At 66.8% G+C, this 23,717-nt stretch carries 25 protein-coding genes; 24 read left to right on the top strand and 1 reads right to left on the bottom strand.

The window, feature by feature from the left end; genetic code table 11:
• The first annotated feature begins 193 nt into the window (after nt 1-193).
• The 6 genes from proB to lptG all read left to right on the top strand — a co-directional run bounded on the left by proB (nt 194) and on the right by lptG (nt 6,380).
• Nucleotides 194-1,324 carry a glutamate 5-kinase gene (gene proB / locus M2343_RS12385; RefSeq protein ID WP_264576897.1) on the top strand — a complete coding sequence of 377 codons (1,131 nt, stop codon included), beginning with the start codon at nt 194-196 and terminating at the stop codon, nt 1,322-1,324.
• Nucleotides 1,321-2,244, top strand: a complete 924-nt coding sequence (locus M2343_RS12380; RefSeq protein ID WP_264577557.1) for an NAD-dependent epimerase/dehydratase family protein — start codon at nt 1,321-1,323, stop codon at nt 2,242-2,244. The genes proB and M2343_RS12380 overlap by 4 nt, the downstream gene beginning before the upstream one ends.
• Before the next feature lie 101 nt (nt 2,245-2,345).
• Entirely contained in the window at nt 2,346-2,594 is a 249-nt protein-coding gene (locus M2343_RS12375) for an acyl carrier protein (RefSeq protein ID WP_181560908.1), read from the top strand.
• 4 nt (nt 2,595-2,598) lie between these two features.
• Entirely contained in the window at nt 2,599-3,858 is a 1,260-nt protein-coding gene (gene spt, locus M2343_RS12370; RefSeq protein WP_264576896.1) for a serine palmitoyltransferase, read from the top strand.
• Between the two features lie 212 nt (nt 3,859-4,070).
• Nucleotides 4,071-5,282, top strand: coding sequence for an LptF/LptG family permease (locus M2343_RS12365; RefSeq protein WP_181560907.1), 1,212 nt, complete (start codon nt 4,071-4,073; stop codon nt 5,280-5,282).
• A 3-nt stretch (nt 5,283-5,285) separates the two neighbouring features.
• The gene (gene lptG / locus M2343_RS12360) at nt 5,286-6,380 is read left to right on the top strand and encodes an LPS export ABC transporter permease LptG (RefSeq protein ID WP_264576895.1); all 1,095 of its coding nucleotides are present in this window, start codon (nt 5,286-5,288) and stop codon (nt 6,378-6,380) included.
• Nucleotides 6,381-6,911: 531 nt separating this feature from the next.
• Here lptG and M2343_RS12355 read toward each other — a convergent pair.
• Nucleotides 6,912-7,727 (bottom strand): flagellin, encoded by an 816-nt coding sequence (locus M2343_RS12355; RefSeq protein WP_264576894.1) that lies wholly within the window; start codon nt 7,725-7,727, stop codon nt 6,912-6,914.
• A 374-nt stretch (nt 7,728-8,101) separates the two neighbouring features.
• On the opposite strand from M2343_RS12355, the gene M2343_RS12350 reads away from it, so the two are divergent.
• The 18 genes from M2343_RS12350 to fliD all read left to right on the top strand — a co-directional run bounded on the left by M2343_RS12350 (nt 8,102) and on the right by fliD (nt 23,676).
• Nucleotides 8,102-9,361, top strand: coding sequence for a sigma-54 interaction domain-containing protein (locus M2343_RS12350; protein ID WP_264576893.1), 1,260 nt, complete (start codon nt 8,102-8,104; stop codon nt 9,359-9,361).
• Nucleotides 9,362-9,378: 17 nt separating this feature from the next.
• Nucleotides 9,379-9,735: a flagellar hook-basal body complex protein FliE gene (fliE, locus tag M2343_RS12345; RefSeq protein WP_181560903.1), complete on the top strand. Its 357-nt coding sequence runs from the start codon at nt 9,379-9,381 to the stop codon at nt 9,733-9,735.
• Nucleotides 9,736-9,739: 4 nt separating this feature from the next.
• Nucleotides 9,740-11,506, top strand: a complete 1,767-nt coding sequence (fliF, locus tag M2343_RS12340; protein ID WP_264576892.1) for a flagellar basal-body MS-ring/collar protein FliF — start codon at nt 9,740-9,742, stop codon at nt 11,504-11,506.
• Complete coding sequence (gene fliG / locus M2343_RS12335; RefSeq protein WP_264571519.1) at nt 11,499-12,515, top strand: flagellar motor switch protein FliG; 1,017 nt, start codon at nt 11,499-11,501, stop codon at nt 12,513-12,515. Before fliF ends, fliG begins: the two co-directional genes overlap by 8 nt.
• Complete coding sequence (locus M2343_RS12330) at nt 12,508-13,191, top strand: flagellar biosynthesis protein (protein ID WP_264576891.1); 684 nt, start codon at nt 12,508-12,510, stop codon at nt 13,189-13,191. The genes fliG and M2343_RS12330 overlap by 8 nt, the downstream gene beginning before the upstream one ends.
• Nucleotides 13,188-14,519, top strand: a complete 1,332-nt coding sequence (locus M2343_RS12325; RefSeq protein WP_264576890.1) for a FliI/YscN family ATPase — start codon at nt 13,188-13,190, stop codon at nt 14,517-14,519. The genes M2343_RS12330 and M2343_RS12325 overlap by 4 nt, the downstream gene beginning before the upstream one ends.
• Nucleotides 14,516-14,944, top strand: a complete 429-nt coding sequence (locus M2343_RS12320; protein ID WP_264576889.1) for a hypothetical protein — start codon at nt 14,516-14,518, stop codon at nt 14,942-14,944. Before M2343_RS12325 ends, M2343_RS12320 begins: the two co-directional genes overlap by 4 nt.
• Complete coding sequence (locus M2343_RS12315; RefSeq protein ID WP_264576888.1) at nt 14,941-16,332, top strand: flagellar hook-length control protein FliK; 1,392 nt, start codon at nt 14,941-14,943, stop codon at nt 16,330-16,332. Before M2343_RS12320 ends, M2343_RS12315 begins: the two co-directional genes overlap by 4 nt.
• 12 nt (nt 16,333-16,344) lie before the next feature.
• Entirely contained in the window at nt 16,345-16,965 is a 621-nt protein-coding gene (gene fliL, locus M2343_RS12310) for a flagellar basal body-associated protein FliL (RefSeq protein WP_264576887.1), read from the top strand.
• Nucleotides 16,966-17,003: 38 nt separating this feature from the next.
• Nucleotides 17,004-17,873, top strand: a complete 870-nt coding sequence (locus tag M2343_RS12305) for a flagellar motor switch protein FliM (RefSeq protein WP_181560895.1) — start codon at nt 17,004-17,006, stop codon at nt 17,871-17,873.
• Nucleotides 17,874-17,885: 12 nt separating this feature from the next.
• On the top strand, nt 17,886-18,215 hold the full coding sequence (gene fliN / locus M2343_RS12300; protein ID WP_413716019.1) for a flagellar motor switch protein FliN: 330 nt from the start codon (nt 17,886-17,888) through the stop codon (nt 18,213-18,215).
• Nucleotides 18,212-18,484: a flagellar biosynthetic protein FliO gene (locus tag M2343_RS12295; RefSeq protein ID WP_181560893.1), complete on the top strand. Its 273-nt coding sequence runs from the start codon at nt 18,212-18,214 to the stop codon at nt 18,482-18,484. The genes fliN and M2343_RS12295 overlap by 4 nt, the downstream gene beginning before the upstream one ends.
• Entirely contained in the window at nt 18,477-19,451 is a 975-nt protein-coding gene (gene fliP / locus M2343_RS12290; RefSeq protein WP_264576886.1) for a flagellar type III secretion system pore protein FliP, read from the top strand. The genes M2343_RS12295 and fliP overlap by 8 nt, the downstream gene beginning before the upstream one ends.
• Before the next feature lie 25 nt (nt 19,452-19,476).
• A complete protein-coding gene (fliQ, locus tag M2343_RS12285; RefSeq protein ID WP_181560891.1) occupies nt 19,477-19,749 on the top strand; it encodes a flagellar biosynthesis protein FliQ in 273 nt (90 codons plus the stop codon).
• Nucleotides 19,746-20,522: a flagellar biosynthetic protein FliR gene (gene fliR, locus M2343_RS12280; RefSeq protein ID WP_181560890.1), complete on the top strand. Its 777-nt coding sequence runs from the start codon at nt 19,746-19,748 to the stop codon at nt 20,520-20,522. The genes fliQ and fliR overlap by 4 nt, the downstream gene beginning before the upstream one ends.
• A gap of 3 nt (nt 20,523-20,525) precedes the next feature.
• A complete protein-coding gene (locus M2343_RS12275; protein ID WP_264576885.1) occupies nt 20,526-21,671 on the top strand; it encodes a flagellar biosynthesis protein FlhB in 1,146 nt (381 codons plus the stop codon).
• 58 nt (nt 21,672-21,729) lie between these two features.
• Complete coding sequence (locus M2343_RS12270) at nt 21,730-22,173, top strand: hypothetical protein (RefSeq protein WP_181560888.1); 444 nt, start codon at nt 21,730-21,732, stop codon at nt 22,171-22,173.
• 120 nt (nt 22,174-22,293) lie between these two features.
• The gene (fliD, locus tag M2343_RS12265) at nt 22,294-23,676 is read left to right on the top strand and encodes a flagellar filament capping protein FliD (RefSeq protein WP_264576884.1); all 1,383 of its coding nucleotides are present in this window, start codon (nt 22,294-22,296) and stop codon (nt 23,674-23,676) included.
• Nucleotides 23,677-23,717 lie beyond the last annotated feature (41 nt).

Below are 23,717 nucleotides of genomic sequence, written 5' to 3'. Positions count from 1 at the left end.
GCTCAGGCGGCATCGCCCAACACCACCCCAACCCCTCCTCTGAAGAGGAGGGGCTTTTCCCCTGTCCCCCGCGCCGTTCGTGTCGAGCGAAGTCGAGACACGGCTGGCACTGTCCTCGCGTGTCTCGACTTCGCTCGACACGAACGGTGGGGTGTTCTGCGTATGGGAGGAAATCGCGCCGAGGGTGTCCATCATGACTGACGCCCTCACCGGTTTCCCGCCCGCCGCCATTCGGCGCATTGTCATCAAGGTCGGCTCGGCGCTGCTCGTCGCCCCGGACGGCTCCGTGCGGCGCGACTGGCTGACCAGCCTTGTGGACGAGATCGCTGCCCGCCGCGCGGATGGGCAGGAGATCATCGTCGTGTCCTCCGGCGCCATTGCGCTCGGCGCGCGCCGTCTTGGCCTCGCCAAGGGTGGTCGCGCGACGCTGGAGGATGCGCAGGCTGCGGCCGCCGTCGGCCAGATCGCGCTCAGCCAGGTCTGGGCCGACCTGCTTGCCGGGCACGATATTCCCGCCGCGCAGATGCTGGTGACGCTGGGCGACCTTGAGGATCGCCGCCGCTATCTCAATGCCTCCGCCACGCTGGACCGGCTCGCGGGCCTTGGCGTGGTGCCGGTGGTCAATGAGAATGACAGCGTCGCCACCGAGGAAATCCGTTTCGGCGATAATGACCGGCTGGCCGCGCGCATTGGCCAGGCGGCAGGCGCCGATGCGGTGGTGCTGCTCTCGGACATCGACGGGCTCTACACGGCGAACCCCCACAGCAATCCCGATGCCACATTGATCCCGCTGGTCGAGAAGATCGACGCCGCCGTGCTGGCCATGGGCGATGGCAATAGCGCCTCGGGCATGGGATCGGGCGGCATGATTTCCAAGCTGCAGGCCGCGCAGATCGCCACCGGCGCCGGTGCGCATCTGGCGATCATCTCCGGCCGCGTCGATGCGCCGCTCGGCCATTGGCAGAGCAGCGGACGCGGCACATTGTTCCGCGCCTCGGCTAAACGCGGCGGGCGCAAGGGCTGGCTGGCCGGGCGCCTCACCGTCAAGGGCAAGCTCAGCGTCGATGCCGGCGCGACTGAAGCCCTGCGCAAGGGCCGCAGCCTGCTGCCGGCCGGTGTCACCGGGACGAGCGGCGTCTATGCGCGCGGCGACGTGATCGACATCGTCGGGCCGGATGGCGCGGTGATCGCGCGCGGCCTCGCGCAATATGACAGCCAGGATGCCGAGCGGATCATCGGCAAGCGCAGCGCTGAGGTCGCCGGCCTGCTCGGCGGCACCCCGCGCGCCGCGATGGTCCATCGCAGCTATATGGTGCTGCTCTGAGCACGCTTGCCCTCACCGGCGCCACCGGCTTTGTCGGCAAGGCGACGGTGGAGAAGGCGCTGGCCGCCGGCCATGCCGTGCGCGCGCTGACCCGCCGCCCGCAGCCGCCGCGTGAGGGCGTAAGCTGGATTGCCGGCTCGCTGGAGGATGCCGCTGCGCTGGATGCGCTGGTCGCCGGCGCGGATGCCGTCGTCCATATCGCCGGCGTAGTCAATGCACCGACCCGTGCCGGGTTCGAGGCGGGCAATGCCACCGGCACCGCGGCTGTTATTGCCGCGATGCGGCGTGCGGGCGTCATGCGGCTCGTCCATGTCTCCAGCCTCGCCGCGCGCGAGCCGGGGCTGTCCGATTATGGATGGTCCAAGGCGGAGGCCGAGCGGCATGTGCAGGCCAGCGCGCTCGACTGGACCATGATCCGCCCACCCGCAATCTACGGTCCGGGTGATGCCGAATTGCTGGAGCTGTTCCAGATGGCGACGCGCGGCTTCGTGCTTCTGCCGCCGGGCGGGCGCCTCTCGGCCATCCATGTCGATGATCTGGCGGAGCTGCTGGTGCGGCTCGGCACGCAGCAGTGCGGCGAGACGCAGGGCAAAATCTATGAGGTGGACGATGGCACGCCCGAGGGCTGGAGCCATGTCGATTTTGCCCGCGCCATTGGCCGCGCCGTGGGGCGTGCCTCGGTGCGGACCATTTCCATGCCGTCCGCCCTGGTTCGCCTCGGCGCCCGCATGGACCGGTTGCTGCGCAGCGACAAGGCGCGGCTGACGCCCGACCGCGCCGCTTATTTCTGCCATGCCGACTGGGTGTCGAAGGCAGCGCTGCATCCGCCAGCGGATCTCTGGCGCCCGGCCATTGCCACCGAGGCGGGTCTTGCCATGACCGCGCAGGCCTATCGCGACAAGGGCCTGCTGCCGCGCTGATGCCCGAATCCCGCCTTATTCGCTTGCCATAGGCAGGGCGAAGCGGGCATTCGGCTCGCAACAGGGCCTTATCGGGCTATTACGGAAAGAAAGTCGCAGCCATGTCGGACCGTCAGGACGTCTACGCGCAGATCGCAGCGCAGATCGAACCCTTCAACAAGAAGGGCGTCGCCTTGAGTGACAGCACCACCTTCGCCGGCGACCTGGAGTGGGACAGCCTCACCGTCATGGATTTCGTCGCCGCCATCGAGGACGAGTTCGAGATCATCATCACCATGAACATGCAGGCGGAGATCGAGACGGTCGGCCAGCTCGTCGATGCGGTGATGAAGCTGAAGGCGGAGGGCTGAAGCCATGGCGAGCGTGATCGACGGGGCGGAAACCACCATGCGCGTGGCGGAGGCCGACAAGGACCTGTTCTCCAAGTTCGACCCCCTGATCGCCGAGCGCGAGGCGCTGCTGGCGACCGGCGTGCGCGATCCCTTCGCCATCGTGATGGACGAAGTGAAGTCGCCCACGCTTGCGGTGATCAAGGGCAAGGAGACGATCCTGCTCGGAACCTATAATTATATGGGCATGACCTTCGACCCGGACGTGGTCGCGGCGGGCAAGAAGGCGCTCGACGAGTTCGGATCCGGCACCACCGGCAGCCGCGTGCTCAACGGCACCTACCAGACCCACAAGGCCTGCGAGGATGCGCTCAAGGACTTCTATGGCACCAAGCATGCCATGGTGTTCTCGACCGGCTATCAGGCCAATCTCGGCATGATCTCCACGCTGGCGGGCAAGGGCGATTATATCGTGCTGGATGCCGACAGCCATGCCAGCATCTATGATGGCTGCGCGCTCGGCAATGCCGAGATCGTGCGCTTCCGCCACAACAGCGTCGAGGATCTGGACAAGCGCCTCGGGCGCCTGCCGGCCGATGCGCTCAAGCTGGTCGTGCTGGAAGGCGTCTATTCGATGCTCGGCGACGTCGCGCCGCTGCCGGACATGGTTGCCGCAATCCGCAAGCACCCCAATTGCATGATCCTTGTCGATGAGGCGCATGGCATGGGCTTCTTCGGCCCCAATGGCCGTGGCGTCTATGAGGAGCAGGGCGTCGAGAAGGAGATCGATTTCGTCGTCGGCACCTTCTCCAAGTCGGTCGGCACGGTCGGCGGCTTCTGCGTCTCGGATCATCCCAAGTTCGATGTGATGCGCCTCGTTTGCCGGCCTTATGTGTTCACCGCTTCGCTGCCGCCGAGCGTCGTCGCCACCGCCGCGACCTCGATCCGCAAGCTGATGCACGCCGGCGAGAAGCGCGCGCATCTGTGGGAGAACAGCCGCCGCCTGCACAAGGGGCTGATCGATCTCGGCTTCACGCTCGGCACCAAGACGCCGCAGTCCGCGATCATTGCGGTGATCCTTACGGACCAGACGCAGGCCGTGGCGATGTGGCAGGCGCTGCTGGAGCTGGGGCTCTATGTGAACATGGCCCGTCCGCCCGCGACACCGGCCGGCACCTTCCTGCTGCGCTGCTCGCTCTGTGCCGAGCATTCGAGCGAGCAGGTCGGCCAGATTCTCGAGATGTTCGCCACGGCGGGCCGGATGACGGGCGCCATCGCTGGCTGATCGACCGGCCGGGCCTGTCACGGCCCGGTCAACCCGCCCGCTTGTCGCACGACCGGGCGCCTTCCCGGCTCCGGCTGGCGCGTGGCGCTATGATCTGGCGGGCGTCCATACACTCTAAGGTTGCGGCGCGGGCGCATCCCGCTTACGGCCTTGCCGTGTCCGGACCTTCCGGCCGGGCCACCTGAACCGGCTCAAGGAACCTGCGGACTCTCATGCTGACCGCTCTGGACCGCTACATGGCGAGGCTGATCGCGGTCCCGCTTTTCGCAAGCCTCATCGTTGCGGCGATGCTTCTGGTGCTGGACCGGATGCAGCGGCTGTTCGTCTTCGTCGCGACCGAGGGCGGTCCGGTGAGCGTGGTGTGGCGGATGCTCGCCAATCTTCTGCCCGAATATCTCGGCCTTGGCATTCCCATCGGCCTCATGCTCGGCATCCTGCTCGCCTTCCGCAAGCTGGCTCTGTCCTCGGAGCTCGATATTCTGCGCGGCGTCGGCCTCTCCTATACGAAACTGCTCAAAGTGCCGTATATGTATGCCATTGCGCTGGCGATCCTGAACCTGACCATTGTCGGCTTCATCCAGCCGGACAGTAAATATGCCTATGAGCGGCTGCGGTTCGAGCTGCGATCGGGCGCGCTGGGCGCGTCCATCAAGGTCGGCGAGTTTACCAAGCTGGGCGATGGCATCACCATCCGCATCGAGGAGAGCGAGGACGAAGGCAAGAAGCTGAGCGGCATCTTCGCGCGCATGGATAGTGACGGTGGCCAGTCGCTGGCGGTCACGGCCGCGCGCGGCCAGTTCCTCGCGACTGACGATCCCGATACGATCATCATGCGCCTCACCGATGGCGTGCTGGTGCATAACTCGCCCAGCTTCACCGAGCCGCGCATCCTCTCCTTCTCCAATCACGATCTGCCGATCTCGCTGCCGAAGATCGAGGAGTTCCGCACGCGGGGCGATGGCGATGTGGAGTTGAGCCTGCCGGAGCTGTTCCGGGCAGGCCTCACCCGCGATACGGCGCTCGGCCGGGCGCAGGCCTGGTCGAACTTCAATTTCCGCGTCGTGGAAGTGGCGATGATGATGTTGCTGCCGCTCGCGGCGATCGCCTTCGCCATCCCGCCGAAACGCTCGACCTCCGCGCTCGGCGTCTTCCTGTCGATCGTCTTCATCGTCACCTATCACAAGATCAACCAGACGATGCAGTCGCTGGGCGCGCTGGGCCGGATCGATCCGTTCCTCGGCCTGTGGGGACCGTTCCTCATTTTCGCCGGGATCATCGCCTGGCTCTATTATCAGACCGCCTATGTGCCCGGCGGCCAGCCCATCGGCGCGCTGGATCGTCAGTTCGCCAAGCTGCTCGGCCTGTTCAAGTCGCTGCTCAAATGGTTTGGCGACCGGCGTTACCGCAAGGCACATCGGGGATAGGCCATGCTGCTCAACTTCTTCCCTTCCCGCGCACTGGCGCTGTATCTGGGCAAGACCTTCCTGCTGCGTTGCCTGGCAATGCTGGCGATGCTGGTGCTGATCCTGCAGATGCTCGATCTGCTGAGCGAGGCGGGCAAGGTGCTGGCCTATCCCGGCAATGGCGATGCGCAGCTATGGCAATATGTCAGCCTGCGCGCGCCGCAGATCATCTCCCGCTTCCTGCCCTTTTCGGTGCTGCTCGGCACGCTGATCACGCTGGCGACGCTCAATGCCAATAGCGAGGTGGTGGCGATGAAGTCCGGCGGGCTCTCGGCCCACCAGATTCTCGCGCCGCTCATATTGGCCAGTCTTGCCGTCGCCGCGATCAGCTATGTGTTCAACGAACGGGTGGTCGTGCGCGCCACCGCGACGCTCACCGCCTGGGAGGCCGCGAAGTTCGGCCCCATCCCTTCGGACCCGGGGGTCAAGGGCAATGTCTGGGTGCGGCACGAGGATGACCTCATCCGGGCCGGGACGATCACCGGCCGCGGCAATGCCGTGCGGCTGCAGGATGTGAACGTCTATGACCGGCATAACAATGCCCTGATCTCCATCGTCTATGCCAAGCACGGGCGCTTTACCCCGGATGGCTGGCTGCTTGAGGATATCCGCGTGTTCGATGTCGTGCGCGGGGTCAGCCGCCATGTCGACCGGATGATGGTTGGTAAGGGCATCACGCCAGACCAGTTCACGCTGTCTTCGGTGGACCCGGATGCCATGTCCTTCTCCGACCTAAGCGAGGCGATCGATACCTTGCGCGAGGCGGGGCGCCCGGTTGCATCGCTCGAAGGGTCGCTCTGGCACAAGATCAGCGGGCCCTTGTCGGCATTGCTGATGCCGTTGCTGGGCTCCGTCGCGGCTTTTGGTATTGCACGCTCCGGCAAGCTGTTCGTGCGCGCGGTGATCGGCATGGCGTTGGGCTTCGCCTTCTTCGTGGCCGACAATTTCGCCCTCTCCATGGGCAATCTGGGGGTGTATCCCCCGATGCTGGCGGCCTGGGCGCCGTTCCTGCTCTTTCTGGTGGTTGGCGAAGCGGTGTTGATTACCACGGAGGAATAGCGCTCTGCCCGGATGGGCGGGGCGGTCCTTCGATACGCCGCTTCGACAGCTCAGCAGCTACTCAGGACGAACGCAAGTGGATCCTTGGCACTCCACGTGCTGGATCGGAGCGGAACCGCCACTGTTTTCCCAAGCTCGGAATTTTGTCCACGCCGCCTAACCTTCCGTTCGTGTCGAGACACGTCGTGCGTAACGCTTCTCGACTTCGCTCGAAGCGAACGGAGGGGTAGTGCAATGGAAGGGATCATGGCTGGCCGCTCTCCTTCTGGCCTGCCCCTTACACCTCCGCATACGCATCTGCCTGACGGCTCACTCAGGTGGCTGTTCGATCAGGCCCCTGGATCATCCGCCGGGGGCCGGCGTCCCGCTCCCCACAATAGAAGAAACCCTCCGCCCGGGGGAGCGAAGGGTTTCCATATTCCCTGTTGGGGATGCTGACCCCCGGCACGATGGGGACTCTATGGTGCCGGGGGTCAACCGGGCCGGCGAGTGTGGACCAGTACCCTCGCCGTCCGATCTTAGGTGCTGCCCTTAGCGGAGCAGGCTGAGCACGCCCTGCTGGCTCTGGTTCGCCTGAGCGAGCATCGCCGTGGAGGCCTGGCTGAGGATCTGGTTCTTGGCGAGCGCCGTCGATTCCTCGGAGAAGTCGGCGTCTTCGATCCGCGAACGGGCGTCGGACAGGTTGGTGATCGTGGTGGTCAGGTTGCTGGCAGCCGATTCGAGGCGGCTCTGCGTGGCACCGAGATTGGCACGGCCGGTAGCAACTGCTTCGATCGCGGTGTCGATGGCGGTCATCGCTGCACCGATCGTCGTGCCGGCGCCGCCGATGTTCGGCGCGGCGGTAGCGAGCGCGGTGAGCGCGGTCGTCACGGTCGAGGTGTCGATGGAAACGGTGTCGGTCGAACCGGTGCCGACCTGGATCGAGGTGGCCGTCGCGCTGAACAGCGCCACGCCGTTGAATTCCTGGCTCTGCACCTTGGCGATCTGCGCGGTCAGCGCGGTGACTTCCGCCTGCAGATTGTCACGAGCGGCCGTGTCGTTCGTGCCGTTCTTCGACTGCACAGCCAGTTCCTTCATGCGGACCAGCATGTTGGAGATGTCGCCCAGCGCGCCTTCAGCGGTCTGCGCCAGCGAGAGGCCGTCATTGGCGTTGCGGCGTGCGGCAGCGAGGCCACGGACTTCGGCGGTCATCTTGGTGGCGATGGCGAGGCCGGCGGCGTCGTCCTTCGCGGTGTTGATGCGCTTGCCGGAGGACAGGCGCTCCATGGCCTGCGACAGGCCCTGATTCGCAGTGGCCGAGGCATTCTGGGCCCGAATCGCGGACACGTTGGATGCAATAACAGTCATGTGGTTTCCTTTCCCGCTTCACTGAGGGTCGCTGCCCTTTGGCGGTGGCGGCCTCGAAACCACAGAACGGATAAGGCCTCAGGAGCTTTAGGTGACCGTCTCAAATTTCCCGAAATCACCAATTAATATAATGAAATAAAACGATATATTTTGCAACAAAGTGCGGCGGGATGGTTCGTCGAGAGGGAGAGCGGAGGCTCTGCACGTCAAGCGCGACATGATTTTCGCGCCTTCAGACGGTCGGCAAAATCCTGCCGCACTGCGGCAATGGTTCGCCGTCGTTAACCGAATGCTAAGCATTTTTTATCACTTTTAACGGGCAAGACGGGGGTGGCTCGCAAGAGCCCGGACTGGACCAAAACGGGGGCTTACGCATGTTGCATGTCGACATGAGTCAGCGCGTACAGCGGCTGTTGCCGGATCTGGACGTGTGGCTCGATACTGCCTGCTTTTCTGTACGAACGGTGGGCGCGGACACGCCGCGTGGTAAATCGATCCAGCGCATCCTTCTCGCCGAGGAAATTGCCGATGCAACGTGCCGCGACCTGCTGATCGAGTGGCGCGAGGGTGCGCCGCGCTTCATGCCGGCCTCCAATGGCTTCCCCGCCCGCATTGCCTTCGGTGGGCAGGACAAGGCGATGGCCTTTGCCCTGATTGCCGAACTGCTCCGCCCGGCGCGGATGCCAGCAGTGGGAGACGAGAGCAGCGCCATGCTGATGCGCCTCGCCCAGCGGATCGCCGCCAGCGATGCGACGGTGCTCGTTCAGGGCGAGACCGGCACAGGCAAGGAGGGCATTGCGCGCTTCCTTCATGATATGAGCCCCCGCGCCGACAAGGATTTCATCGCCGTCAATTGCGCCGCGCTGCCGGAAACCATGATGGAAGCCATGCTCTTCGGCCATAAGAAGGGTAGCTTCACCGGTGCTGGCGCGTCGTCCGACGGCCTGTTCCTCGCTGCCAATGGCGGGACGCTGTTCCTCGACGAGATCGCCGAACTGCCGCTGGCTTTGCAGGCCAAGCTGCTGCGCGCGCTGCAGGAAGGCGAAGTGCTTCCCGTCGGCGCGACGCATCCGGTCCCGGTCGATGTGCGCGTCGTCGCCGCCTGCAACCGCGATCTTTCGGCGGAAGCCGATGCCGGTCGGTTCCGCGCGGACCTTTACTGGCGGCTCAACGTGATGCCGCTGCACCTGAGCGCGCTCGCAAGCCGTCCGGGTGACATTCCGGCGATCACCGCTTCGTTTCTGCTGCGCCATCAGGGCGGCCAGTCCGGCTTTGCCTGGCCGACGCCCGCAGCGCTGGCGCATCTTGGCGCGCACAGCTGGCCGGGCAATGCCCGTGAGCTGGGCAATGTCCTGCAGCGGGCCATCGTGTTGCGGGAAGGCGACCAGATCGACGTGAGCGATCTCAGCCTTGCCGGCAACGCCATGCCCGCGCCTGTTCCGGCCGAGCCCGCGCCGCTGCCGGCCCGCGCTCGTCTTCAGGATGTCGCCCGCGCCTCGGCGATGGACGCCATTCGCCTCGCCTTGCGTGACACCGGCGGGCACCGCGCCCGCGCGGCGCGCATCCTTGGCATTTCCGAACGTACCCTGCGCTACCGTCTCGCTGAAATGCGTGACCTCGCGCTGGCTAGCTGAGCGCAGGAGGCATCATCATGTCGGGACTTTCCGTCGATAGCGTGCTGGCCCTGCGCCAGAGCATTCTCCAGCGTAACTCTGCGATCCAGGACGCCGCGAAAAGCGCCGCCGGTGCCGCGACCGGCGGCGCGCCCGCCAGCAGCCCTGCAGGTGGCGCCGATTTCGCGGACGCCATGCGCAGCGCCATCGAGGGCGTGAACAAGCTGCAGACCCAGTCGAGCGACGCGACCGCTGCTTATGAGCGCGGCGAGACCACGGACATCGCGGCGGTCATGCTGACCCGCCAGCAGGCGTCGGTGGGCTTCGAGACGACCCTGCAGGTCCGCAACAAACTCCTGTCCGCCTACAAGGACATCATGAGCATGCCGGTGTAATGAGATGAGCGACGCGAACATCACCACCACCACTGGCAACCCGGCGGCGATGCAGCCCGGCTTGCCCGCCCTCTCCGGGTCTGGCGCGGGCTTTGCGGCCGGCGCGCAGGGCATGAAGCTGCGCCTCACCGGCCTGCTCCAGCAACCCGCCGTGCAGCGCAGCCTGCCGATGATCGGCCTGATCACCGTTGCCGCGCTCGCCGCGCTGGCCTGGCTGGCGCTGCGCGAACCGCCGCAGCGCGACCTGTTCCGGGGCTTGCCCGAGGCCGACCAGGCCGCCGTGGCCGAGGCACTGGGCAAGAGCGGCATCGCCTATAATTTCGATCAGACGAGCGGTGCGATCACTGTCGCCGAGACCGATTATTTCAACGCCAAGATGAAGCTCGCCGCCGAGGGCCTGCCCCGGAGCGCGCCGACCGGCGACACGCTGATCGACTCCATGCCGATGGGCGCGAGCCGCGCCGTCGAGGGCGAGAAGCTGCGCAGCGCGCGCGAGATGGATCTCGCCCGCACCATCGAGGCGATCGACGCGGTCACCAAGGCGCGGGTTCACCTCGCGGTCGAGGCGCCGAGCATCTTCCTGCGCGAGCGCTCCCGCCCGACGGCATCCGTGATGCTGCAACTGGCCAATGGCCGCTCGCTGTCCGAAGGGCAGGTCGAGGCCATCGTCCATCTCGTCGCCTCCTCCGTGGGCGATATGGCGCCGGAATCGGTGTCGGTCGTCGATCAGAATGGTCGCCTGCTCAGCAATGCGACCGGGGCCGGCGCGGAGACGGATCGCCAGATCCAGATCCAGAGCCGCATCGAGGATCGCTACCGTCAGGCTGTGACCGCGCTGCTCACACCGATCATCGGTGCCGGCAAGTTCTCGACCGAGGTGCATGCCGAGGTGAACTTCGCCGAGCGGCAGGCCACACGCGAAACCTATCCGCAGGACGAAGCCCGTCTGCGCGCCGAAACCGGGAGCTGGAACACGGATGCGCAGGGCAATGCCAATGCCACGCCGGGCGGCATCCCCGGCGCGCTGCAGCCCAATCCGCCGGTCAATCCCGCCGATCCGGGCGGCCCGCCGCCGACACAGGCGCAGGCCCAGGCCAACGCCATGCAGACGCCGCCCGCACCCGGCATGCCGCCGTTCAAGACCACCGAGACCTTCAACCGCAGCTTCGAGCTGGGCCGCGAAGTCTCCGTGACGCGGGACGCCGTGGGCACCGTGCAGCGCCTGTCCATCGCCGTCGCGCTGGATCAGGGCACGGATGGCAAGCCGCGCACCCCGCAGGAGATCGCCGCGCTCGAGGCGCTGGTCAAAGGCGCGATCGGCTTCGATCAGGCACGCGGCGACGTGGTGGCGATTTCCTCGCGCAAGTTCGCCGAAGCCGCCGGGGACGCCGCGACCGATGCGACGCCCTGGTATCAGGAAGCCTGGGTGGCGATGCTCGCCCGCAACGTCTCGGCCCTGCTCGTCGCGCTGCTGCTGCTGGTCGGCATCGGCCGCCCGCTGCTCAAGCGCTGGTCCGCCGCGCAGGCGGAGCGTCAGGTGCTCGATGCGCAGATCGGCCAGCAGATCGGCACGGAAATCCAGGCAGAGATCGGCCGGGCCTCGGCGGCGGTGCATGACCCCGCCCAGCCGGTGACCCTCGATATGATCAGCGCCACGCATGACTATAGCGACCGCGCCACGCTGATCCGCAACTTTGTGAAGCAGGACCCTGATCGCGCTGCGCTCGTCGTCCGCGATCTCCTCAAGGATGGAGTGAAGGCCGATGGCTGAGGTCGAAGCCGCCCGCCCGCTCACCGGCAGCGCCGCTGCCGCCGTGCTGCTGATGCTCTTCGAGGAAGATGAAGCCGCGCAGATCCTCTCCCGGCTGGAGCCGGACGAGGTGCGCCAGCTCGGCTACGCCATGTATGACGTCGCCGATGTCGAGGTGGACGAGGTGAATGCCGCGCTGGACCAGTTCGTCTCCAAGGCGCGGGGCCGCACCACCATCGGCTACGGCGCCACCCAGCATATCCGCGGCGCCATGCACAAGGCGCTCGGCCCCGACCGCGCGGACAATATGCTCGCGCGCATCACGCCGCCGACGCGCTCGACCAAGCTCTCGATGCTCAAATGGATGGAACCGGCTGAGATCGCCGCGATCATCGAGCCCGAGCATCCGCAGATCATGGCCATCGTGCTGGCCCATCTGGACCCGGCCGTAGCCGCCGCGACCCTGCAGCTGCTGCCGGCCGAGGTGCAGGACGATGTCGTCTATCGCGTCGCCACGCTCGGCCCGGTCAGCACCGAGGCGCTGGATGAGCTGGAGCAGCTCATCGCCTCCCGCCCGGCGCAGGGCCGCTCGTCCGCCGGCACCACCAAGCGCGGTGGCACCAGCGAGGCTGCCGCGATCATGAACAACATCCGCAAGGATCATGAGCAGCGCATCATCAAGGCGCTCAACAAGCGCGATCGCAATGTCGCCCAGCTCATCGAGGATGAGATGTTCGTCTTCGAGAATCTGCAGGCCCTGTCGGACAAGGATCTCGGCACGCTCATGCGGGCGGTGGACAACGCCATTCTCGTCGTCGCGCTCAAGGGGGCGAGCGACACGCTGCGTACGCGCATTCTGGGCTGCATGTCGCAACGCGCCGCCCAGTCCATTCAGGACGAGATGGACGAGCGCGGCCCGATGCGCCTTGCCGAAGTGATGGAAGCGCAAAAGGCGATCATCGCCGAGGCGCGCCGCATGGGCGAGGAAGGGGCGATCATGCTGGGCGGAAAGGGCGACGACTATGTCTAGGATCTGGTCGGCCGACTCCGTCAGTGGCGCCGCACCGCTGGAGAGTTGGGGCAATTTCGGCAGCGTCGGGCGCGATGGCAGGGGCTTTCGCCACCTCTATGCCGAGGAGCAGGGCCATCGGGCCTGGAACGTCACCTTCCCCGGCGGAAGCGGGCCCGGCGGCGACTATGATGAGACGCTGGCCGTTCAGGCGCCGGTCGACCCCATTGAGGAAGCCGCGCGCGATGCCTTCGTGCAGGGCTTTCAGGAAGGCGAGCGCATCACACGCGAAGCCGCCGAACAGGACGATGCGGCGCGGCGGGAGCTGGCTGCCGCCGTTCTGGCGCTCGGAAAAGTGGATGAAGGCGCCTTCGCCACGCTGCTGTCCCAGGCGGTCATCCGTCTGGTCGGGCAGATCGTGGGTGAAGTTCCGATCGACGCCGATGTGCTCCGTGCGCGCTGCGAGGCGGTCGCCGCCTGCATCGACACGGACGACGCCAAGGCCCGGCTGGAGGTCAATCCCGAGGATCTGCCGCTGCTGCAGGCCGAGCCGCTGCGCTTCTCGCTCGCGGCCAGCGCCGATGTGCCGCGCGGATCGGTCCGTCTCGCCACGGCGGAGGGCTGGATCGAGGATGGCCCGGACGTGCGCCTCGCGCGCCTCAAGGCGCTGATGGACGATATGGAGGGCCGGCTGTGATCCAGGCGGAACTCGCCCGCGCTACGCGCTTGCTCGATCATATGCAGGTGCCCAATCAGGCGCCGCGCCATGTCGGCCGGCTGGTCGGCCATGATGGCGGGATGCTCGAAGTGACCGGCTTTTCCCGCCCCATCGGCGCCGGCGCGCGTATTCGTGTGGCCGATGGTACGTCGGTGCGGGCCGAGGTCGTCGGCTTCCGGGGCAGCCGCGCCGTGCTGGTGCCGCTCGATCAGGATGCGCCGCTGGAAAATGGCGCGCGCGTCGAGCCGGACAGCGCCGCCAACATGGTGCAGGTCGGTGAGGGGCTGATCGGCCGCGTCATCGATGCCATGGGACAGCCGCTCGATCGCAAGGGGCCGGTGCTTGCCAATGGCCAGTGGCCGCTGGCCGGCGTGCGCGGCAATGTGCTGGATCGCGGCAGGGTGCTGGAACGCTTCGATCTCGGTGTGCGCGCGGTGAATGCGTTGCTCACGGCCGGGCGCGGCCAGCGTATCGCCATCATGGCCGGTTCGGGCGTCGGTAAATCGGTGCTGATGGGCCAGATGATTGCTGGCGCCGAGGCGGACGTGATCGTCACCGGCCTGATCGGCGAGCGCGGCCGCGAGGTCAGCGACTTCCTCGAGACCAAGATCGGCGGCGCGCTCATGAACAAGAGCGTCGTGGTTGCCGTGCCGGCCGATCATCCGCCGGTGCTGCGCCTGCGCGCGGCTGCCCGCGCGACCGCCATCGCCGAATATTTCCGCGCGCGGGGCAAGCAGGTGCTGCTGCTCATCGACAGTCTCACCCGCTGCGCCCATGCCCAGCGCGAGATCGGCCTGTCGCTGGGCGAGCCGCCGGCGATGAAGGGCTATCCGCCCTCGGCGCTGTCGCTCATCCCCCGCCTTGTCGAGCGCGCCGGCGTGGACAGCCGCTCGGGCGGGTCGATCACCGCGATCTACACTGTGCTGGCCGATGGCGACGATACCGACGACCCCATCGTCGATACCGCGCGCGCTATTGTCGACGGGCATATCGTGCTCTCGCGGCACCTCTCCGAGCAGAGCATCTTCCCGGCCATCGACGTCGGGCGCTCGCTCTCGCGCGTGATGGCGGACATCGTCGATGACGAGCATCTGCGCGCCGCCGCCAATTATCGGCGGCTGTGGGCGGCCTATGAGGAAAATCGCGATCTCATCCTGATGGGCGCCTATCGCCCCGGCAACGATCCGACCATCGACGAGGCCGTGGAACGCCGGCAGCAATTGCTCGGCTTCCTGCGCCAGAGCAGCAAGTCCACGATTGACGTCGATACGAGCGCCGCGGCGCTGATCGCGGAGTTCGGCGCATGAGCCGGATGGTCGCCGCGCGCAAGCGCCTCGTCCGGGTGCGGGACGTGCAGCACAATCAGGCCGTCGCCGCGCTCACGCTTGCGCAGGACGAGGCGAGCCAGATCGCCAGCAATGCCCGCCGCATCGCGCAGGTGCGCGAGGAGCTGTGCGGCCAGAGCGGGCAGCAGATTGGTGGACTCTTCGCTGCGCGGCGCGAACTCGCCAGCCGCCTGGAACGCGCCGGCCGGCAGCTCGATGGCGCGCTGTTCGATGCCAATCGGCGGATCGACGCGCGCGACGCGGAACGGGTGGTGGCGGATCGGGAACGCGAAATTGCCGAACGCCTCAAGGACAAGGCCAAGGCGGCACGGGAAGCACTGCGCGAAGCCCGGCTGGCCGCGCAGCCGCGCGTCCGGCGGATGCAGAACAGGGGACTGGAAGAATGATCAACATCACGTCGCTCTTCAGCATGATGACGGGGCGCACGCCTGCTGCCGATGCGAAGGCCGGGGAGCCGGGCCTCGCCACGGGCGGGCAGTTCGCTGCGCTTGTCGAACTGGCTGCGCTGAACGGCAACGCTCCGGCGGCCGGGAGCGCGGGCCTCAGCCTTGTCGTCGACAATGACGGGACCGCCACGACCGGCCCGGCCGGCGCCCCGGACGAAGGCTTCAGCGCCGATATCCTCGCGCTGGTCGGCGGTGGAAAGCTGGCTTTGACAGCGCCTGATCGGTTCGCGAGCCAGCCCCAGCAGACTGTTACCGTCGCGGCTCAGCTGCAGGCGCAGCAGGCCCAGCAGGGCGCTGCGACAGCGCAGCCGCCCCAGGATGCCGCCCTGGTGTTGACCGAGGGCGAGCCGCATGCAGACGCCGAGGCCGGTGACACGGCCGCGACGGATGATGGCGCCACCAACGCTGCGGCGCCCGCGCAGCCCCTGCAGGCGCAGGTCATTCCCTTCCCGCTCGCGCCCGGCATGCCGGCCATGGCTGCGCACGTCGCCGCCGGGACCGGACCCAAGGGAGGCCGTGCCGCCGCTTCATCGCAGGATGGCGCGACGGCAGCCGCCGGCGTGGCAGCGCTCGCTGCCCCCAAGGCCGATGGCGCGGACTCTCCAAAGGCGGAGGGTGCCAGCCTGGCAGATGCTCTGGCGGCGCAGGGCGCGACGACCGGCAAGGCCGCGGCGCCGGCTCCAGACACGGCCCAGCGCTTCGTCATCGACTTGCCCGTCGGCATCTCGACCGAGAGTGGCGCTATCAGCAGCACTGGCGGCGCAGGCCAGGCGGCGCCTTCGGCAGCCTCGGCGCTGGGCGCGCAGGTTATCGACATGGGCGTCTCGGGCCAGTGGATCGATCGGCTCGCGCGGGAAATCGCCGGGCTGGCGGAAGGCGGCGGGCATAGCCGCTTCTCGCTCAACCCGCCGCATCTGGGCCGGCTTGAGGTCGATGTGTTCCAGGGCGCCGGCGCCATGGACATCCGCCTGACGGCCGAAACGGATGAGGCCGCACGGCGCCTCAACGAAGGGCGCGGCACGCTGCAGGCCGATGCACGTCTTGCCACCCTGCATCTCGGGCAGATCACGGTCGAGAAGGCCGGCGCCTCCTCGGATACCGCGCGCGATCAGGGTCAGGCGCAGAGCCAGGCCCAAAATCAGGCGCAAAATCAGGCCCAGGGCCAGGCCCAGCGCGATCTGGCTAGCCAGATGCAGCAGCAGGGTCGCGGACAGGATGGCGATCGCGGGACATCGTTCCCGCGCGTCGCCGGGGAACAATCTCGCCAGCCCGATGAGAGCAGGGTCGCCGCGCGCGACAGTGCCGACGGGCATGTGCGCTTTGCTTAAGGGGATCGATTGATGAGTGATGCACCGGACGCCGGCGCCGCCAAGAAGAAGGGCGGCGGCAAGAAGAAGCTGATCATCATACTTGGCGCCGTGGCGCTGCTGGGTGGCGGTGGCGCGGCCGCGGGGTTCTTCGCCGCTGGCTCCATGCACAAGGAAAGCGGGCCGGCGGAAGACGCCTTTCGCCCGCAGCTGGTGCTGACCGGCGAGAAGCCCGAGGAGGTCGCCAAGACCTGGGCTGCCAAGGCCGCCGAGCAGCACGCGCCGGAGCGCGAGGGGAAGGGCGTGGATCTGCCCCGCCCGGCCAATCCCTCGGCGTATCAGGCGACCTACTTCCAGATCCCGGCGCCGTTCACCTCCAACCTCGCGGACAGTGACTCCTTCGCGCAGGTCTCGATCGCCGTGTCGACCTATTACGACCAGCGCGTGATCGAGGCGGTGCAGGCGCATGAGCTGCCGATCCGCTCGGCCATCCTGATGATGATGGCGCAGGAGCAGGAGCTCGACCTCTCGACCCCGCAGGGCAAGGAGAAGCTCCAGGCGAAACTTCTGACCGTTATTAACGATGTTTTGAAGGAAAAGACGGGCTACGGCGGCATTGATAACGTTTATTTTACCAATTTCGTTATTCAGTAGCGCCGTGTCCGACGGGGGTCGGACGGGGACAATGAACGATGAATGACGTGCAGCCTTTCGCGCTCGGGCGACAGACCAGTGAGCCGGTCGCCGCGATCAGCGGACTGGAAAAACTCGGCGAGCGGGTGAGCCGCCGGTTGCGCGCGATCATCGAGCCCTATGGGGGGGCGCGTCCGCTGGTCACCGCGCTGCCACTCGAAGAAACCATGTTCATGATGTGGGATGCGAGCGCTCCGGAGTTCGCCAGCCTCTCGCTCTATCGCCTGCACCCAATCAAGGGGCCAGTGGTGCTGCGCATCGACGCGCCGCTGGTCTCGCTGCTGGTCGACCGCTTCTATGGCGGCAAGGGCGACCGCGCGAGCAGCGACAAGCGCGAGTTCACGCCCACGGAAACGCGGCTCGGCGCCCGACTTGCCGATGGCATCATCGCGGCGCTGGTCGAATGCTGGGCCGAGATCGCCCCGCTGGAGCCGGTGCTCATCAACCGTGAGACCAATCCGGCCCATGCCCAGCTGATGCCCGGTGAGACGGCCATCGTGGTGCAGGGGTTCGAGGTCGACATGGGCGATCATCGCCCGCGCATCATCGAGTTCATTTATCCCAAGGCCGGCTTTGGCGGGCTGGAGATCGTCGGCTCGCCCAAGGCGGGGGACGAGGCGCGGCCGGCCGATCCGGTCTGGCGGACCCGTCTGGCCACCCGGCTGGACGATGTGCGCTTCCCCGTCCGCACGGTGCTGGCGCGGCCCAATCTCAAAATGGCGGAGCTGATGTCGCTGAAGCCTGGCGACGTCATCCCCATCCACATCGCGCGGCAATTGCCGCTGCTCGTCGGTGACCGCGTGTTCGCGCAGGGCACCGTGGGCGAACAGGACGGCAGTGCCGCCTTCATGATCGAAAAACTGGCCTGAGGATAAACAGAAATGACCGAGATGAGCGAAACACTCCGGGCTGAGGCCGCCGCACCCGTCGACATGGGTCTGGGCCGCAACATGGCCCTGCTGGCCGATATTCCGGTGCGCATGTCCGTCGAGGTCGGTGCCACGCAGTTGCGTCTGGCCGAGATCATGAACCTGGGCGAGGGCAGCGTCGTGCAGCTCGATCGTCAGGCCGACGACCTGCTGGACATCATGGTCAACGGCACGTTGGTCGCCCGGGGCGAGGTGGTGACGGTGAACGGCCGTTATGGCGTGCGCATCGTCGAGATCGCGTCCACCGAGGCGCGCCTCGCCGGGCTCGAGCGCCGCGCATGAGCGCGCTCGCCTGGTATTTCCTCAAGCTGCTCATCATGCTGCCGCTGGTGGGCGGCATGGCCTACGGCGCGCTGTGGCTGTGGCGCAAATATCAGCCCGGCATGCTGGGCGCCGGCCAGCGCGACCGGATGGTCAAGCTGGTCGATGTGCTGCCCATGGGCACGCTCGGCAAGCTGGCGGTCGTGGAGTTCGAGGGCAAGCGCCTGCTGCTCTCGGTCTCGCGCGGCAAGGTCGAGAAGATCGCGGAGAGCGAAACCCGTCATGGTTGACCCCATTCTGGCGACCACCCAAGTGCTCTTGCGGAAGCAGGAGTCCAGGGCGGAGTCGCCGTTCCTCTCCGCCCTGGGCTCCTGCTTCCGCAGGAGCACGGGTTTGCTGATCGGTGTGGCGTTCCTTTGCGCGTTGCTTCTGGCTGCGCTGAGCCTCACGCAGCCCGCCTTCGCCCAAGCTGCACCTGCCGCGCCCGCGCCCGCCGCGCCGGCACCCGCCGCCGCCGCACCGGCCCCGCAAGCCCAGGCGCCCGCCACAGGCGCGCTGCCGCAAGGCGCTGCTGCTGCATCCGGCGGGCTGACCCGCGCGCTCGACGATGTTTCGGGCGATGGCCGCCCGCTCTCCATCTCGCTGCAGATCCTTGTCCTGATGAGCCTGCTGACGGTGCTGCCGTCGCTGGTGCTGATGATGACCAGCTTCACGCGCATCATCATCGTGCTCTCGCTGCTCCGTCAGGCGCTGGGCCTTGCGCAGACGCCGCCGAACCAGGTGCTCGTCGGCCTCGCGCTGTTCCTCTCCCTGTTCGTGATGCGCCCGGCGATCGACCAGATCACCGCCAGTGCCTACACGCCTTATGGCGAGGGTCAGATCAGCATCGAGGAAGCGGTGAGCCGCTCAGGCAAGGTGCTGCATGGCTTCATGGCCAAGCAGACCCGCCAGAACGACCTCGCTTTGTTCCAGAACCTCGCCAACGTGCCGGCCTTCCGCTCGCCCGAGGAGATTCCCTTCTCGATCATGCTGCCGGCCTTCATCACCAGCGAGCTGAAGACCGCGTTCCAGATCGGCTTCATGATCTTCCTGCCCTTCCTCATCATCGATCTCGTCGTCGCCTCCACGCTGATGGCGCTCGGTATGATGATGCTCTCGCCGACGATCATCTCCATGCCGTTCAAGCTGCTGCTGTTCGTGCTGGTGGATGGCTGGGCGCTGACCATGGGCTCCCTCGCCGGCTCGTTCGCGACCTGAGCGGGCAGAAAAGGGAGCACATCGCATGGAAAATGGCGATTTCTTCGTCGGCCTCGCCCAGCAGGCGCTGTGGGTTGCCGCGCTCGCGACCGGGCCGATCCTGATCCCGGCCCTGCTGGCGGGCGTCATCATCGGCATGATCCAGGCCGCCACCTCGATCAACGAGGCGACGCTCTCCTTCGTGCCCAAGCTCATCATCGTCGCGGTGACGCTGGCGCTGTTCGGCGGGGCGATCCTGATGCTCATCGCCGATTTCACGCGCGAGATCTTCGAGCGGATTCCGGACCTGCTCAGATGATCGCACCGGCATTTGCGGGCCTCGAGGCGCAGCTGTGGCTCTGGATGCTGGCGATGATCCGGCCCGGCGCCGCATTGCTCGCCGCGCCGATCTTCGGTGCTGCTGCCGTCCCGGTGCAGCTGCGCATCATCCTCAGCCTCGCGATCGGCATTGCCGCGCTCAACAGCGCCCCCTTTGCGCTGCCCGAGCAAGGGCTGGCGAGCATCGCCGGCATCGCCCTTGTTGCGGCGGAAGTGATCGCCGGCCTCAGCCTCGGCTTCGCCTTGCAGATCGGCTATTCGGCGGCGTTCATCGCCGGCGAGACCATCGCCAACGCCATGGGCCTCGGCTTTGCCTCCATGGTCGATCCGCTCTCGGGCCAGCCGACGCCGGTCGTCGGCCGCTTCCTCTCGATCATTGCCACCTTCCTGCTGCTCGCCATGGATGGGCATCTGCTGCTGATCCAATATGTCGTGATGAGCTACAAGGCGCTGCCCCCCGGCAATCTCATGCCGGCGAGCGCGTTCGAGAGCATCGCGCAGTTCGGCGGCACCATGTTCGCCTCGGGCGTTATCATCGCCCTGCCGGTCACCTTCACGCTCATTCTCGTCCAGCTCGTCATGGGGATGCTCGCGCGCACTGCGCCGTCGCTCAATCTCTTCGCGGTCGGCTTGCCGGCGACGCTGCTGGCTGGCCTCGTGCTGCTCGCCATCGCCGCGCCGGTCATGGGGGAAGCGATCAGCGACGCCTTGCGCCAAGGACTCGACATGAGCCGCTTGCTGGCGGGCGGCTGAACCATGGCGCAGGAAGCCTCCGGCGGCGGCGAAAAGACCGAGAAGCCAACAGCCAAGCGTCTGACGGACGCGGCCAGCAAGGGCGACATTCTCCAGTCCCGCGAACTCTCCACCGCCATGGTCGTGATGGCCGGCGTCGGCTGGCTCGCGATTGCCGGGCCGGCGTTGATCGACGCCATCCGCCTGATGCTCGCCGAAGCCTTGCGGTTCGATCAGGGCGATATTGCGGGCTTCGCGCCGGAGCAGCGCGCCTATCATCTGCTTGCCATCATCGCGCTGCCGCTCGCGGGCGTGCTGCTGGCGACGGTCGTCGCGGCAATTGCCGCGCCTGCCGTGCTTGGCTCGCTTGGCTTTCGCACCGGCGCGCTCGTGCCCAAGCCGGAGCGGATGAACCCGATCAACGGGCTCAAGCGCATCTTCGGCATGCAGGGCATCATCGAGCTGATCAAATCGCTCGCCAAGGTGGTGCTGCTCGGCAGCATCGGCGGCGTGCTGCTGTGGCGGCAGTTCGATGCGATCCACGGCATGGCCAAGACCGGGGTGATGCCGGCGATGAGCGAGATGGGCCACATCTTCGTGGTCGTCACGCTCGCGTTGGCCGCCGCCCTGTTCCTCATCGCGGGCATCGACGTGCCGGCGCAGATCTTCCAGCGCATGAAGCGGCTCAACATGAGCAAGCAGGAAGTGAAACAGGAGCACAAGGAGACGGAAGGCTCGCCCGAGCTCAAGGGCGCGATCCGCCGGCGGCAATATGAGACGCTCAACGGCTCGGTGCGCAAGGCGGTGGAAGAGGCCACGGTGGTGCTCACCAACCCGACGCACTTCGCCGTCGCGCTGCGCTATCATCCGGGGCGCGATGCGGCGCCCGTGGTGGTGGCGCGTGGTTCCGATGAAATCGCCGCGGCGATCCGCACGCTCGCGGCCGATCAGGGCCGGCCGGTGCTGCAATATCCCGAGCTTACCCGCGCCATCTACTTCACCTCGCGCGCGGGGCAGGAAGTGGACGAGCGGCTGTTCATGGCCGTCGCTGCCATCCTGGCTTTCGTCTACCGGATCGAGCATGCCATGGCGACCGAGATGGACCGTCCGCACATCGATCTGCCCGAGGCGATGCGATTCGATGCGGATGGGCGCAATATCGTGAATTAAAGCTTAGCCGAACTCGTCCGTCTTTTGTTGATGGGGACACATTAGAAGGCAATGTGTCATGAACGAGTTCTTGCCCCGCGCCGGGGCTGTCACCCCGGTGACCAGCGCAACGGAGCGCAGCCCCTTGGCCGTGCCTGCCGTTTCCCAATCCCGTGCCATGCATGGCGGGGCGGAGGGCGAGACCTCCCGCGCCGCCTTGCTGCGGGATCGCGAACGCTCCGCCGCCGCTGCCGATTATGCCCGCATCCATGCCGAGATTGCCGATGTGCTGGCGCATATCCAGCCCTCGGCCCGCAATGCTGAATCGAGCGTCGAACTGGCCGACCGGGCCATCGTCGCGTTAATGCCGAGCCCCGTCGTCATGCTCCCCATGCCGCCGACTGACGAGCAGATGGTCACCTTCGTCGCCAATGTGGCGCAGGCGGTGGCGCGGCAGGCCGGGCTGGCCCAGGCGGCGCAGGCATCGGTCACCTCGCTCATGGTGGAAGCCGCCTCGCACTGATGGTTCCGGCGCCAAGCGCGCCGCTGTTTGACGACTGAATGCGTCTGCCCTGATTCTTTGCCCATGGCACTAAAGCCGCGCCCTCCGCTGCCGTTCTGAAGCCTTGAAAGGACGACGGATATGGCGACGGATATTGCGAGCGCACTGGGCATCGGCTCCGGGATCAACATCACCCAGATGGTGTCCGATCTCACCAATGCCTCGTTCCAGCCGCGCCAGAGTGCCGTCCAGTCCCGGCTGGATACCGCCAGTGCCCGCGTGTCGGCGCTGGCCTCCGCCAAAAGCTCGCTCGAGACCTTCTCCAAGGCCCTGACCGACCTGCTGCAGGGCACCGGCTATCGTGGCAATCCGGTCTCCAATGATCCGACCATCGCGGCGGTCTCGCTCATTCCCGGCGGCGTACCCAAGGGCCTGCCGGCGCAGCTTGAGGTGCGCCAGCTTGCCGCCGGGCAGGTGCTCCAGTCCGCCGCGCTGGCCGACAGCGCCGCCGTCGCTGGCACCGGCACGCTCAAGCTCACCGTGGGCAGCACCGAGATGATGATCACCGTCGGCGGCACCGGCACGCTGGCTGACCTTGCCTCGGCCATCAATGGCGCGAATGCGGGCGTCACGGCCTCGATCGTGACCGATCAGTCCGGCGCGCGCCTCGTTCTCAAGGGCGAGACCGGCACAGCCAAGGCCTTCACGCTCACCGCCGAGGCCGATGCGGATGCCAATCTCCAGCGCTTCGTCTGGGATGGCGCCGCCGGGACGATGACGCAGAGCCAGGTCGCCGCCAATGCGCTGATCCGCATCGACAATGTCGATATGGAGTTCGGCTCGAACAAGATCACCACCGCCATCCCCAACATCCAGATCGACCTCAACAAGGCGGAGCCGGGCAAGACGATCACCCTCGCGACAGACCAGCCGACCAGCACTATGAGCGATCTCGTTCGCGAGTTCGTCACCGCCTATAATCAGCTCAAGGGCGCCCTCAACGACGCGACGGTCGCGCAGGGCGATACGGCTGGCCTGCTCTCGGGCGACTTTGGCGTGCGGGATCTGTCGCGTCGTCTCGCCGGCCTGGTCTCCCAGCCCCTGACCGATAGCGGCACCTATCGCACGCTGAGCGATCTGGGCGTGCGCACCGAGCGCAACGGCACGCTCATGCTGGATACCAAGCGGCTCGAAGCAGCGCTGGCGGCGGATCCGGAAGGCGTCACCCAGATGCTCAATCCCGCCGTGCCCAGCGCGACGCAGCCTGGCATTGCCGGCGCGCTCAAGGACATCACCGATTATGTGAACGGCAGCGAAGGTCCGCTCGCCAGTTCCGCAGCCATTTACGGGAAGCAGAAGGCCGCGCTGGAGAAGGAGCTGGAGAAGCTGGGCGATCAGCGCAGCACCTACAGCACCCAGCTCACCGCGACCTACGCGAAGATGCAGACGCGCCTGCTGCAGTTCCAGGCGACGCAATCCTATCTTGAGCAGCAGGTCAAGATCTGGAGCAAGAACAACGACTAACGGTCCGGGCGCAGGCGCTGGACACACCAAATAAGGGATAC

The sequence above is a fragment of the Sphingobium sp. B8D3B genome (assembly GCF_025961875.1).
Lineage (GTDB): Bacteria > Pseudomonadota > Alphaproteobacteria > Sphingomonadales > Sphingomonadaceae > Sphingobium.
Note: the sequence above shows the minus strand (reverse complement) of the source record. Positions and strands in the feature narration are given on the sequence as shown.

Coding starts and splice junctions, on each gene's coding strand:
- proB (WP_264576897.1), top strand. CDS start 194: ATGACTGACGCCCTCACCGGTTTCCCGCCCGCCGCCATTCGGCGCATT.
- M2343_RS12375 (WP_181560908.1), top strand. CDS start 2,346: ATGTCGGACCGTCAGGACGTCTACGCGCAGATCGCAGCGCAGATCGAA.
- spt (WP_264576896.1), top strand. CDS start 2,599: ATGGCGAGCGTGATCGACGGGGCGGAAACCACCATGCGCGTGGCGGAG.
- M2343_RS12365 (WP_181560907.1), top strand. CDS start 4,071: ATGCTGACCGCTCTGGACCGCTACATGGCGAGGCTGATCGCGGTCCCG.
- lptG (WP_264576895.1), top strand. CDS start 5,286: ATGCTGCTCAACTTCTTCCCTTCCCGCGCACTGGCGCTGTATCTGGGC.
- M2343_RS12355 (WP_264576894.1), bottom strand. CDS start 7,727: ATGACTGTTATTGCATCCAACGTGTCCGCGATTCGGGCCCAGAATGCC.
- M2343_RS12350 (WP_264576893.1), top strand. CDS start 8,102: ATGTTGCATGTCGACATGAGTCAGCGCGTACAGCGGCTGTTGCCGGAT.
- fliE (WP_181560903.1), top strand. CDS start 9,379: ATGTCGGGACTTTCCGTCGATAGCGTGCTGGCCCTGCGCCAGAGCATT.
- fliF (WP_264576892.1), top strand. CDS start 9,740: ATGAGCGACGCGAACATCACCACCACCACTGGCAACCCGGCGGCGATG.
- fliG (WP_264571519.1), top strand. CDS start 11,499: ATGGCTGAGGTCGAAGCCGCCCGCCCGCTCACCGGCAGCGCCGCTGCC.
- M2343_RS12330 (WP_264576891.1), top strand. CDS start 12,508: ATGTCTAGGATCTGGTCGGCCGACTCCGTCAGTGGCGCCGCACCGCTG.
- M2343_RS12320 (WP_264576889.1), top strand. CDS start 14,516: ATGAGCCGGATGGTCGCCGCGCGCAAGCGCCTCGTCCGGGTGCGGGAC.
- M2343_RS12315 (WP_264576888.1), top strand. CDS start 14,941: ATGATCAACATCACGTCGCTCTTCAGCATGATGACGGGGCGCACGCCT.
- fliL (WP_264576887.1), top strand. CDS start 16,345: ATGAGTGATGCACCGGACGCCGGCGCCGCCAAGAAGAAGGGCGGCGGC.
- M2343_RS12305 (WP_181560895.1), top strand. CDS start 17,004: ATGAATGACGTGCAGCCTTTCGCGCTCGGGCGACAGACCAGTGAGCCG.
- fliN (WP_413716019.1), top strand. CDS start 17,886: ATGACCGAGATGAGCGAAACACTCCGGGCTGAGGCCGCCGCACCCGTC.
- M2343_RS12295 (WP_181560893.1), top strand. CDS start 18,212: ATGAGCGCGCTCGCCTGGTATTTCCTCAAGCTGCTCATCATGCTGCCG.
- fliP (WP_264576886.1), top strand. CDS start 18,477: ATGGTTGACCCCATTCTGGCGACCACCCAAGTGCTCTTGCGGAAGCAG.
- fliQ (WP_181560891.1), top strand. CDS start 19,477: ATGGAAAATGGCGATTTCTTCGTCGGCCTCGCCCAGCAGGCGCTGTGG.
- fliR (WP_181560890.1), top strand. CDS start 19,746: ATGATCGCACCGGCATTTGCGGGCCTCGAGGCGCAGCTGTGGCTCTGG.
- M2343_RS12275 (WP_264576885.1), top strand. CDS start 20,526: ATGGCGCAGGAAGCCTCCGGCGGCGGCGAAAAGACCGAGAAGCCAACA.
- M2343_RS12270 (WP_181560888.1), top strand. CDS start 21,730: ATGAACGAGTTCTTGCCCCGCGCCGGGGCTGTCACCCCGGTGACCAGC.
- fliD (WP_264576884.1), top strand. CDS start 22,294: ATGGCGACGGATATTGCGAGCGCACTGGGCATCGGCTCCGGGATCAAC.